The sequence below is a fragment of the Mycobacterium sp. SMC-4 genome (assembly GCF_050205565.1).
In the GTDB taxonomy this organism is placed as follows: domain Bacteria; phylum Actinomycetota; class Actinomycetes; order Mycobacteriales; family Mycobacteriaceae; genus Mycobacterium.
In genome coordinates this window covers 482,224-494,695 of record NZ_JBNMQU010000001.1, presented here as the reverse complement: position 1 = coordinate 494,695, position 12,472 = coordinate 482,224, and the positions used below count along the sequence as shown (strand labels likewise).

The 12,472-nt window shown below is 63.4% G+C and carries 6 protein-coding genes and 1 tRNA gene; 2 read left to right on the top strand and 5 right to left on the bottom strand.

The annotated features are described in order from the left end of the window. Positions 1–97: 97 nt before the first annotated feature. Positions 98–180 (top strand) — tRNA-Tyr (locus ACQI46_RS02335). A gap of 134 nt (positions 181–314) precedes the next feature. Here ACQI46_RS02335 and ACQI46_RS02330 read toward each other — a convergent pair. The 4 genes from ACQI46_RS02330 to ACQI46_RS02315 form a co-directional block, all read right to left on the bottom strand. Then, a complete protein-coding gene (locus ACQI46_RS02330) occupies positions 315–749 on the bottom strand; it encodes a hypothetical protein (protein WP_427092317.1) in 435 nt (144 codons plus the stop codon). 446 nt (positions 750–1,195) lie between these two features. Continuing rightward, entirely contained in the window at positions 1,196–1,615 is a 420-nt protein-coding gene (locus ACQI46_RS02325) for a hypothetical protein (protein WP_427092316.1), read from the bottom strand. Next, positions 1,612–2,223 carry a DUF433 domain-containing protein gene (locus ACQI46_RS02320; protein ID WP_427092315.1) on the bottom strand — a complete coding sequence of 204 codons (612 nt, stop codon included), beginning with the start codon at positions 2,221–2,223 and terminating at the stop codon, positions 1,612–1,614. Before ACQI46_RS02320 ends, ACQI46_RS02325 begins: the two co-directional genes overlap by 4 nt. Positions 2,224–2,353: 130 nt before the next feature. Continuing rightward, on the bottom strand, positions 2,354–3,100 hold the full coding sequence (locus ACQI46_RS02315; protein ID WP_427092314.1) for a hypothetical protein: 747 nt from the start codon (positions 3,098–3,100) through the stop codon (positions 2,354–2,356). Positions 3,101–3,764: 664 nt separating this feature from the next. Between ACQI46_RS02315 and ACQI46_RS02310 the strand changes: the two genes are divergently transcribed. Continuing rightward, positions 3,765–4,874, top strand: a complete 1,110-nt coding sequence (locus tag ACQI46_RS02310; RefSeq protein ID WP_427092313.1) for a Fic family protein — start codon at positions 3,765–3,767, stop codon at positions 4,872–4,874. Positions 4,875–5,019: 145 nt separating this feature from the next. Here the strand turns inward: ACQI46_RS02310 and ACQI46_RS02305 are convergent, their stop codons facing one another. Next, positions 5,020–11,877, bottom strand: a complete 6,858-nt coding sequence (locus ACQI46_RS02305; RefSeq protein ID WP_427092312.1) for an Ig-like domain-containing protein — start codon at positions 11,875–11,877, stop codon at positions 5,020–5,022. Between the last annotated feature and the right edge of the window lie 595 nt (positions 11,878–12,472).

Sequence of the window (12,472 nt, the reverse complement as noted above, 5' to 3'; positions counted from 1 at the left end):
GAACGCTCCCGACACCGCCCCCTACCCGCGCGTTTGTGCCCGAGGGCGGTCCTCGTTGTATTCTGCTGTCCGCGCTGTGCAGCGCATGTTGTACCCAGGCAGGTTGCCCGAGCGGCCAATGGGAGCGGACTGTAAATCCGTCGGCTTACGCCTACACAGGTTCGAATCCTGTACCTGCCACACTGATCAGGCCCCCTTTCGAGGGGGCCTGATTGCTATCCGGGGGAAGTCCGTCCGCAGAGCGCCGCAGCGGTTCCCGCCGCCGCGTCGAATGCGACAGCGAGCGCGTCCAGGTCGCCGGGGAACAGATGGCCCTAGCGGTCCTGCGTGAGGACCGCCGACTTGTGGCCGAGGAGCTTCTGCACCACCTTGACGTTCGCCCACCGCACGCGCGACGCACTCAAGCCGGCGCCCTCGAACCGAACCGAGCCATTGACCGAAAGCCCGGTGATCCACGCCTGCAGATCGTCGAACCGGACATCCCGCAGCGCCGTGTCCTTCCACCGCGACAGGACGATGGTGTCGAGCAGGGAGCGGTACCCGGCGACCGTCGTGGCCGAACTGTTTACCTTCGTGTCGATCCACCGCTCGGCCATGGCCCCGAACGTGACAGCCGACAGCGCCGGGTCCGTCCAGGTGCCCGTCACCTGGTCACTGACCTGCTTGTTCAGCCAGTTCTGCGCGTCAGCTTTCCGGCCGAAGCCCTTCGCGTGCTCTTTACCGTTGCCGTCGAATACCTTGCGCGCCAACGCAAACCCTTACCGTGGGCGGCAGACGGAACAACCTCAGTGGAGCCGTCAGGTAACCGGACCGTCTTCGACCACCGATCCTCGACACCAGCGCGGCGGTTACGCATCTGAATCACGACCGTCGGCGGTCCCCCAGTACCTCTTGTGGCATGGCTTCCTCCTCGAATTCTGCGACCAAATCTGTGATCAGCTGCGCTATGGATGTTCCCAGCCCGATGAGCGCCGCGGCGGCAAACAGGACGTGCCCCCATCGCCTCCGTTCGCGGCGAGGGAGTGCGAAGGCGTAGAGCTGGGGGGGGTGTCGGATTCCCAGATCTCGAGGCTGGGTGTGACCCATCGTTCGGCGAGCTGGAGGCAGACGGCTACGAGGTAGAGCGCGGTGGTGATAAGTGGTGTTGTGTTCATGGCCGCGCGTTCAACATGGCCACGGTGCACGGGGCCCCGCCTCAGAGATCGCCGACTTCTTCGATTGCCTCGTCGGCGTTCTTCGGGCCTCGCTCGAGCCGGTAGTACCGGGGAGCGCCGGCTTCCTTAACGTCGTCGAGGATGTGTAGGAAAGCCGCAATCAGTCGCGCTGCGTCAGCGGTGGCGCCGCGCTTACCTTTGGCCGGGACCTTGCGTAGACCGACCCAGTGCAAACCGGCTCGCCTGCACGCGACGCGTTCGGCTGGCCGCTTGTCGAGCTGGCCATTGTCGGCGCAGATGTACACCTCGCAGCCGAGTCCAGCGACGATGGGATACAGCGGAATATCGAGGATCCCCTTCTCGACGTCGATGCCGCCAACGAAGAATGTGTGGTCCTGAAACATCGCTCTGACCGCGCCGACGATCTTTAGGTTGCAGGACTCGTCGAGGAAAATCTTCACGCAGCCGCCTCGATGAGCTGCGCGAATGCCACGGCGTCAGCGACGGCGTCAGGAGTGACCGAGGGATAGTACTCAGCGACCTCATCGAACGACACGTCGCCGTCAGCGACGAGGTCGACAACCGCGTCGTACGGGACGCGGGTGCCTCTGATCGTCGGCCAGCCGCCGAGCCGGTTCAGATTGACTTCGAGCTCCGGCTTCGGGTGCTTGAAATCGACGACCTTGACTTCGTTGCGGTTGATGAAGCTGTTGAAGACATCGACCATCTCGACCATGACCCTGGTGGTGGGTGCGGCGACCAGGTCGATGGCTTCGTTGCTGTTCTCGACGAGCGCGATCGACTCGCCGTGAGCGACGAGCGTGTACTTCGAGGGGTGCTCGGTGAGCTCGAGCATGTCGAGAGTGGACAAAGCTTTGCGGATCTTCTGCAGGGACACGGTGGAGCGCAGTCGGGCGAAGGTGCGCAGAGCAACCAGGTCTTGGAAGCTGTACAGCGCGCGCGGCCGGGTGCCGTACTCGGGGGCCAGGACGACAGGCTCTCGTCGCCAGCCGGCGAGCTGAGACTTCGTGACACCGGTCATCGTGACCGTCAGCGGCACAGGAAACACATGATCACCCCCTCTCGGCACCTTGCCGCACGTCGGCCTGTCGTGACACCGATTGTTGCAGTGCCGATGGACATTCCTGACCTCGCCGCGACATTCGGTCACGTCGGGCAGCCCTTGGAGGCGACATGTGTCATCGCACTCCCCAGAGGACGCGTCGCCAGAACTCTCGTGACGAGTAATGGCCCACGAGTCCGCGGTACCAAGGGTCTATGCGTGAACGGTGCAATTGGGGGTCATCCTCACTCGACAGCTTCCAATGCCGGGCCGAGGCGTCAACGCATTCGATCGTGATTTCGACTCTCATCGGGTAGTGGTCAGCCCTTCCGTGCCGCCAGACCACACCGTGGACGTTCTTGAGTCCGACGACGAATTCGCAGAGTTGACCGCCGGGTTGGTCGAACCGGGGCACGATACGGAGCACCCGGTTGGGAATGGGGTCAGCCAGTGTGAATTCGCCGGCGCCGAAACTGTCGACTACCGCGTCGACTAGAACTGCTTGCAGCACGGGTTCTCGGCTCAGGTTGGTGATGCGAATCCGCATTTGGTAGAAGTGTTCGTCGCTGGCGCCGCTGTGTTCCCAGCTGATATCGATGAGTCGCGCCTGGGCGATAGCCTCCTCCTCGGCGACTTGCTCGCGGTGTTGTCTGTCGGCAGTGGCAATGTGCAACGCGGCCCATGCTGCGAAGATCGTCCCAGCAGCGGCAAACCAGTCGGCCAGCTCGGCGGAGCCGACGTGTAGGTACCGCGAAGCCGCGAGTCCTACGAGCGCAAGTAATAGTGCCCAGCGGAGAACTCTGAAAGCTCGAGTCCGACGCACCCGGCCAGCACCTGCTTGGGCCAGGTGCCAGCAGAGCGCCCAACGCATGATTGGCATCATGACCTACTCGCTTGAAGATTTCGGCGGAGATCATCTGCGGGGACTCCGGCCCGGCCGCCGTCCAGTGGCTCTCCAGACGCCTTCGCGGGAAGCCTCACCGGTGCTCCCTGGCTACAAGGTGGGCCGGCGGTGGCGGATGACTGCCGATGACATCACCGCGGCGATCGAGCTCCTACGGCCGGAACGGCCGCCATCAGATACGCAGTCGGCGGAGACCGCGTGCGGTCGATCGGGGCACTACCGGTGCTACCGGTCTCTTGGCTCACCCCGACCAGCCGACGGCTGCTCCTCAACTACGAGCCGCCCGAGGCTCCTTGAGGGCAGCGCGTCCGCAGTGCGTCCGCAGCAGTTTCGCTTACCATCCACCGTTGCCAACACCAACCGCATCCTGACCAGCGGGTTGACAGCGCAGTCAACAACGCCGGTTCAAGCAAACGCCAAGAAGGACAGACTGTAAATCCGTCGGCTTACGCCTACACAGGTTCGAATCCTGTACCTGCCACCACCGCTCAGGCCCCCTTCGAGGGGGCCTGACGCGTTTTGTGCCGGCGGAGCCCGCGAGCCGTTTCATCCATATGCAAAACAAACTCAACCGTCCTCAAAACATGTAAAAATTTCCTCCGAAACTTTACATATCGGTACTTGGTTTGCGATCGTATGCGGGGTGACCAAGTGGGATCCTGAACGGCCGTACAACGATTTGCCTGCACCGCCGAGCGCCGATGATCTAGAGACGCGGCGGGTGCTGAAGGCTGCCATCGGGGCCAACTCTGCGCTCGCCCAACTCGACCAGGCGGTCGTCTCGATCCCCAACCCAGCGGTTCTGATCAACACCATCCCGATACTCGAGGCGCAAGCGAGCTCCGCGATAGAGAACATCGTCACAACTACAGATGAGCTCTTCCGGCATCTCGACCACGACGCGGGTGCTGATCCCGCGACGCGCGAAACGCTGCGGTATCGAACAGCGCTTCGTGCGGGATTCGACCACACCATCGAGCGCGGCCTCACCACGTCTACGGCATCTGCGGTGTGCAGCATCATCAAAGGGCGGGAGATGGAGGTGCGCGCGCTACCTGGTACCAGGATTGGCCGGCCAGGGACTAGTGAAGTGATCTACAGCCCGCCCGAGGGGCGCGACGTTATCAACGAGAAGCTCGGAGACTGGGAGCGATTCATCCATGCGGATGACGGACTCGACCCACTTGTCAGGATGGCCGCCGCCCACTACCAGTTCGAAGCGATCCACCCGTTCACGGATGGCAACGGCCGGACAGGGCGGATTCTGAACGTGTTGATGCTCATGGAAGCGGGACTACTCCGGCTGCCTGTGCTCTATCTTTCGCGGTACTTCATCGATTCGAAAAACGACTACTACCGCTTGCTCCTCGCAGTCACCGCCGAGTCGGCGTGGGAGGAGTGGGTGCTGTACGTCTTGACCGGGATTGAACTCACGTCGCGGTACACGATGAAAAAAATCGACGCTATTCGCGCCTTGCAAGACGACTTCCATCAGCGTGCACGCGCCGTCTCGCGCGGGGGCGGGGATGCGGAGTTTCAATCTGTGCTGTTCGAACAGCCCTATTGCCGCATAGCTACCGTGATGGCTCGATGCAATGTTTCGCGGCCTACCGCGACTTCGTGGCTGAGCGCGCTTGCCGATGCTGGGATGCTGCAGACCATGAAGATCGGCCGCGATCGTCTGTATATCAACCGGGAGTTCTTGCAGCTCTTGGTGCGTCGTGAGCCAGCTGATCAAGCGGCTTCAAAATAGAAAGAAACTTCGTACGACTGAGAAACTTGTCCGAAAAGTGGGCACAAGTTCACATCAGGATGTGACTCAAGTCGCCACCACCCACTCAGGCCCCCTTTTCGCGGGGGTCTGAGGGCGGGTTGCGAGGTTCACTCGTCGGTTGCGGTCAGAAGTCCCTGTCGGCGGACCCGGTCTCGGTGGCCGGGGTGCTCGCGAGGGCGTTGCCGGCCAGGTCCCTCGGCGTCGTCGAGGGCGTCCAGACCATCGTTCCCGACCCGCTTGGGAACAAGTTCTGGCCCGGACCGAGCGGTACTAAAAGCCCAAGCACGACCGTGATGGTGTTGCCGGTCATCGTCATCCGCGAGGGGCTTACCGCAGTGCCGAACCTCAAGTACCCGAGGCCGACAACGTAGTCGCCGCGGCCGAGGTCGATGGTCCCCAGTGGTAGCAGCGAGTCGTTCGAAGCGTCGTAGACCTGCACGATGTCGTTCGACCCGACGTCGCCGCTTGCCCGCACCACAACCTCGGTGGTGGTTCCGTCCCACCCGGCGAGGATCGAAGTGGGATCGATCGGCTCACTGAATGTGTAGGTGATCGTGTCACCCCTGTCCATGATGCCACTCAAGGACCCGCTGTTGGTGGTCTGGACGTTGACGGCTCGCGGCGCGATGTTGTCCACGACCGTGATGCTGACGGTGGCGATGTTGCTGGTGGCAGTGCCATCACTGACGGTGTACGTGAAGCTGTCCGTGCCGGTGAAGTCGAGCTTCGGGGTGTAGGTGAAGGTGCCGTCGGCATTGAGGGCCACCGTGCCGTTCTTGGGTTGGGTCCGCACCGTTGCCTTCAGATTGGCCTTGGGATTGTCGACGTCGGTGTCGTTGGTGCGCACATCGACGATGACCGTGGTGTTCTGGGTCGTGGTGACCGTATCGCCTGTGGCGACGGGCGCATCGTTGACCGGGTTGACCGCGATGGTCACTGTGGCAACCGAACTCGTGACGCCGTCGCCGGCGGCGTAGCTGAAGCTGTCGGTTCCGTTGTGGTTGGCCGTGGGGGTGTAGGTGAAGGTGCCGTTGGCGTTGAGGGTCAGGGTGCCGTGGGCGGGGCCGGTGACCAGGGTTGCGGTGAGCGGGTCACGGTCGACGTCCGAGTCGTTGGTCAGGACGTTTCCGGTCAGCGCGGTGTCTTCGTTGGTGGTGAAGCTGTCACCCACAGCCGTGGGTGCGTTGTTGACCGGGTCGATCGTGATGGTCACCGTGGCAAGGGCACTGGTGTTGGTGCCGTCACTGACTGTGTAGGTGAAGGTGTCGGTGCCGTGGTGGTTGGCGTTCGGTGTGTAGGTGAAGGTGCCGTCTTTGCCGAAGGTCACGGTGCCGTTGGCGGGGTCGTCCACCAGGATCGCTGTAAGGGTGTTTCCGTCGACATCGGTGTCGTTGGTCAGAACGTTGCCCGTCAGCGGGGTGTCCTCCTTGATGGTGTAGCTGTCACCGACAGCGACGGGGGCGTCGTTGACGGCGGTGACGGCGATACTGACGATCGCAACATGGCTGGTGAGGGTGCCGTCACTGATCGTGTAGGTGAAGACATCAGTGCCGCTGTAGTTGGCGTGCGGGTTGTACTCGAACGACCCGTCGGCGTTAAGGGTCAGGGTGCCGTGGGCGGGCCCGGTGACCAGCGTTGCGGTGAGCGGTTTGCCTTCGGCGTCTCTGTCGTTGGTCAGGACGTTTCCGGTCAGCTCGGTGTCTTCGTCGGTGGTGAAGCTGTCGTTGCCGGCGACGGGGGCGTCGTTGACCGGGTTGATGGTGATGCTCACGGTGGCAACGGAACTGGTGGTGGTGCCGTCGCTGACCTCGTAGGTGAAGGTGTCGGTTCCGTTGTAGTTGGCCGTCGGGGTGTAGGTGAAGGTGCCGTCGGCGTTGAACGTCAACGTGCCATTGGCCGGGCCTGTCACCACCGTCGCGGTGAGCGGGTTGCCGTCGGCGTCTCTGTCGTTGGTCAGGACGTTGCCGGTCAGCTCGGTGTCTTCGTTGGTGGTGTAGGCATCGTCGGTGGCCACCGGTGCGTCGTTGACCGGCTTGACGGTGACGATGACGGTGGCCGTGGTGCTGGCGGCCGTACCGTCGCCGGCGGTGTAGGTGAAGCTGTCGGTTCCGTTGTAGTCGGCCGTCGGGGTGTAGGTGAAGGTGCCGTCGGCGTTGAGGGTCAGGGTGCCGTGGGCGGGTCCGGTGACCAGCGTTGCGGTGAGCGGGTTGCCGTCGGCGTCTCTGTCGTTGGTCAGGACGTTGCCCGTCAGCGGGGTGTCTTCGTCGGTGGTGAAGTTGTCGTTGCCGGCGACAGGGGCGTCGTTGACCGGGTTGACGGAGATGCTGACGGTAGCAACGGAACTGGTGGTGGTGCCGTCGTTGACGATGTAGGTGAAGGTGTCGGTTCCGTTGGAGTCGGCATCGGGGGTGTAAGTGAAGGTGCCGTCGGCGTTGAACGTCAACGTGCCGTTGGCCGGGCCCTCGACAAGGGTGGCGGTCAAAGGGTTCCCGTCGGCGTCTCTGTCGTTGGTCAGGACGTTGCCCGTCACGGGGGTGTCTTCGTTCGTGGTGACCGAGTCGTGATTGGCCACCGGGGCGTCGTTGACGGCGGTCACCGCGATCGTCACGAGTGCCGTGTTGCCCGTGGTGGATCCGTCCGAAGCCCGGTAGGTGAAGCTGTCGACACCGTTGTAGTCGGGGTCGGCGATATAGGAGAAGCTGCCGTCGGCGTTGAGGATCAGCGTGCCGTGCGCAGGCCCGGTGACCACCGTCGCGGTCAAGGTGTCGCGATCGACATCGTTGTCGTTGGTCAGGACGTTGCCGGCGAGAGGGGTGTCTTCCCCGACGGTGAAGCCGTCGTTGCCGGCGACGGGGGCGTCGTTGACGGAGTTGATGGTGAGGCTGACGGTGGCGACCGAGCTGGTGGTGGTGCCGTCGTTGACGGTGTAGGTGAAGGTGTCGGTGCCGTGGTAGTCGGCGTCGGGTGTGTAGGTGAAGGTGCCGTCGGCGTTGAACGTCAACGTGCCGTTGGCCGGGCCGTCGACAAGGGTGGCGGTCAGTGGGTTGCCGTCGTTGTCGTTGTCGTTGTCGAGCACTCCGCCGGTCAGCATGTGGTCTTCATCGAATGTGAACGAGTCGTTGCCGGCCACGGGGGCGTCGTTGACGGAGTTGATGGTGAGGCTGACGGTGGTGACCGAGCTGGTGGCCTCTCCGTCGCTGACCTGGTAGGTGAAGGTGTCGGTGCCGTGGTAGTCGGCTGTCGGGGTGTAGGTGAAGGTGCCGTCCGCGTTGAGAATCAGGGTGCCGTGGGCCGGTCCGGCCACCACTGTCGCGGTCAGGTCGTCCTGGTCGATGTCGGTGTCGTTGGTCAGGAGGTCGCCGGTCAGGACACTGTCCTCGTCGATGACGAAGGAATCACCATGGGCGACGGGGGCGTCGTTGACCGGGTTGATGGTGAGGCTGACGGTGGTGACCGAGCTGGTGGCCTCTCCGTCGCTGACCTGGTAGGTGAAGGTGTCGGTGCCGTGGTAGTTGGTCGTCGGGGTGTAGGTGAACGTGCCGTCGGCGTTGAGGACCAGGGTGCCGTGGGCAGGTCCGGCCACCAGTTCTGCGGTCAATGAATCTTCGTCGATGTCGGTGTCGTTGGTGAGCACGTTGCCCGACAGTTCGCGGTCTTCGTCCGTGCTGAACGAATCACCGACAGCGACCGGTGCGTTGTTCACAGGCGTCACCGTGATGGTGACGGTCGCCTCTTGGCTGGTGAGGCTGCCATCGCCGACGATGTAGGTGAACGAATCCACGCCGTTGTAATTCGCGCCCGGGGTGTAGACGAACGTGCCGTCGTCGTTGAATTCCAGCACGCCGTGCACCGGACCTTTGACCAATGACACGGTCAGCGAATCATTATCGCTGTCAACGTCATTCGACAGCACATCGCCGACCAGGACGCCGTCCTCGACGACGGTGTAACTGTCGTCGGTGGCCACCGGAGCGTTGTTGACGGGCTTGACCACGACCACCACCACGGCTGGTGTGCTGACAGCTGTGCCGTCGGAAGCGGTGTAGGTGAACCAGTCGACGCCGTCGAAGTTCGCGGCGGGCGTGTAGGTGAAGGTCCCGTCGGAGTTGAGCACCACGGTGCCGTTGGCCGGACCGTCGACCAAAGCCGCGGTCAGCGAGGGGGATTCCACATCACGGTCGTTGGACAGAACGTTGCCGGTCAGTTTGCCACCTTCGTCGACATCGTAGATGTCGTCACCGGCGACGGGAGGGTCGTTGACCGGGTTGACCGTGATGGTCACGGTTGCGGTGTTGCTGGTGACGGTGCCGTCACTGACGGTGTAGGTGAAGCTGTCGGTTCCGGCGTAGTTGGCGGTCGGGGTGTAGATGAACGAGCCGTTCGGCAGGAGTACGAGCACACCGTGGCCGGGACCCGATGCGACTGTGGCCGTCAGGGTGTCGCGGTCGACGTCGTTGTCGTTGAACAGCACCGAGCCCGCCAGGATGGCGTCCTCGTTCATCGAGTAGACGTCGTCGTGGGCGACGGGGGCGTTGTTGGCCGGAGTGATGACGATCTGGACGACGGCAGGTGCACTGGAAAGCGTGCCGTCGGAGACGGCGTACGCGAACCAGTCTGTCCCGCTGTAGTTCGCATTGGGGGTGTAGATGAACGAACCGTCGGTGTTCATGGTCAACGTGCCGTGGTTCGGACCGTCGACGACGGTGGCGGTCAGGGTGCCGTCCTCGGCATCCTCGATGTTCACGGTGCCGGTGTGCGACGTTCCCTCGCCGACGGTGAACGACCCGTCATGGGCGATGGGCGCATCGTTGACCGGCGCGATCGTGATGGTGGCAGTGGCGGTCGCGGTGGCTGTTCCGTCGCTGACGGTGTAGGTGAACGAGTCGGTCCCGTTGTAGTCGGCGAACGGGGTGAACGTGAAGGTGCCGTCCGGGTTCAGGTCGAGCTGACCGTGTGTCGGCCCTGAGGTCAGTGACACCGTCAGCGGATCGGAGTCCACGTCGGTGTCGTTGTGCAGCACCGAGCCGGTCAGGATGGCGTCCTCGTCGATGCTGAACGAGTCGTCATGGGCCACCGGCGCGTCGTTGGCGGCGACGACGGTGATCGTCACCAGAGTCGGTGCGCTGGTGAGCAATCCGTCGGAGGCGACGTACGAGAAGTGATCGATACCGTTGAAGTCGGTGTTCGGCGTGTAGGTGAACGATCCATCGGCGTTGAACTCGACGACGCCGTGGCTCGCTCCGGTCACCACCTCCGCGGTGACAGGGGAGCCCTCGCGGTCGCTGTCGTTGGTCAGGACGTTCCTACTGATCGGGGTGTCTTCGGTGGTCGTGTAGTGGTCGTCGACGGCGATCGGCGCCCGGTTGACGGGGGTGACGGTGATCGTCACGCTGGCAACGGAGCTGGAGGTGGGATTGGATGCGGTGTAGGTGAATTCGTCCGTGCCGCTCCAGTCGGGGTCCGGCGTGTAGGTGAACTCTCCATTCGCATTCAGCGTCACGCTCCCGTGGGAGGGCCTGGAAAGCAGTGTGGCGACGAGGTTCTGGTGGGCGGGGCCGCCGTCGTTGGACAGCACGTTGCCCACCACGACATCGTTCTCGGCCGTCTGATAGGTGTCGTTGGTGGCCGTCGGTGCGCCGGCCGGGGCGCCGATGTCGAGGGTGATCTTCGCCGAATGGGCGTGGCCCCGGTTGGGCTTGAGGAATCCGAATAATCCGTGCAGGTGGAAGCGATTACCCGCATCGCTTGCGGTGACGACGAATTCGTCGGTGCCGGTGAACCCCGGGTCAGGCGTGTAGGTGAACGTCCCGGTCGCCTGGTCGACGACGACTGTTCCGTGCTGCGGTCCGCCGGGCACACCGCGCGTCGGCACGTAATAGGTGATCGCATCTCTTTCGGCGTCGTGACCGTCGAACGAGATCGGGCCACTCGTCTCACCCGGCTCCAGCACGAGGCTGATGTCCTGCGGCCGCACATCAGGGGTGCGGTTGAAGAAGGTGCGCTGGATCTCCCGGGAAATCCATCCCAACACTGCCCACAGGAGCGGGGGATGCGCCGGAGCGGTAGGGCCGGGCGAGACGAGCGGGGCCAACAGCGTGGAGACGAATTCCTGGACGCCGTCGACCGCCGTGACGGCATCGGGGGCGGAGGCAGACGCGGCAGCAGCTCGCGGCTGGGATCCGTCGTTGGCGAGAGGGGTGTGAACTGCGTCGGACGCACTCTCTTCTTCGTTCTCGTCCGGGGTCGTCGACTCCAGCCCCGACGGCAACTCCGGATCGTTCGACACGATGGGCGGCTCTGAGGTCGTGGACTCGCCACTGCCTTCCGGTCCGGTGAGCGGCGCGGCGTCTGCTGCCGAACGTCTGGCGGACAACGGGGACGCACTCTGGCGCTTGGACTCCGACTTCGGTTCGTCCGCAGGCGAATCCTCGAGCGACGGAACACCCTCGACCTCGTCCGGCAGGTCAGTCTCGTCGTCGACATCGAAGGTCGGCTCGTCCACCGCGTCGGAATCGTCGAGCTCGGCGTCACCGGTCTCCGGATCCTCGAGCTCCACGTCCTCGAACTCGTTGTCTACGGTGTCGATCTCGTCGAGCTCGACGTCGGTTGCGGTGTCCCCGGACACGGGGTTTGTCGACGCACCCGGCGTCGTCGGCGAGGAGGAGGGTCGTCTCGACGCATCGTCGGATCGGGAGTCTCTCGTCGGCGAGTCCGTGGAGGTCACCCCGGTGTCGGCGTGTGCGGCCCCCAGACCGTGACCGGTGGTGACTGCGGCTCCGACTCCGAGGGCCACCGCCAGCATGCCGACGCGGCCGATGTACTTCGCGTGGTTGCCGGCGGTGATCTTGGGAACGACCTGGCCTACGGTGTCACCCGCCAGGCTGAACGTCGGGTAGGTCGCCTGTGCATAGCTGGGGTTCTTCAGTCTCTGGTGCCGAGCTTTGCTCGAAGCATCCTGGCGACGACGTTTTCCAACGCTCATGGTGTGGCTCCCAACCCTCTGGTCCGTCCTGGGCCAGTCCGTTCAGCTTGGTGCGCATCTGTTGCTCATGAGCATGCAGCTGCACATCTAGCAAAATTTGACGTCCCAGATAATAGACTCAGCGGAGCGTAATTGTGAAGAGCTTTTGGTGGTATTTTCCTGGTATGCGGACAAACTGTGTGCGCACAGGTGCGATTAGAGCAAAGTACTGAACACAGCTACTCATGGGATTCGAGATTGCCCCGAGGTTCATTCGCAAACCTTGCTCCGAGGCCTCTCAGTTCATTGACAAGCATTTATCGATCGATCAGTAGCGATGTCAGCGAACTAGTTCCCGCCTGGGATACGGGTTCACCTACCTCGAAATCCGTCGTGGTAGGCAAGATTGCTGCTCCAGGTGGATCTTCGCTGTGATCGCGGGCCCTGGCGGCAGAGGGGCGCGGCGGCCCTCTGTCGGGTTACGCAGCATCGCGACGATCTCGTCGATGACGTCGGGATTGGGCGAACGCGTCGCGCCTGGCGCAGGGAGATCAGGAAGAGGACGAACCCGCAGGAGTGCGGCACAGCGGTGACGACCAGGCCGCGACGGTTCTTC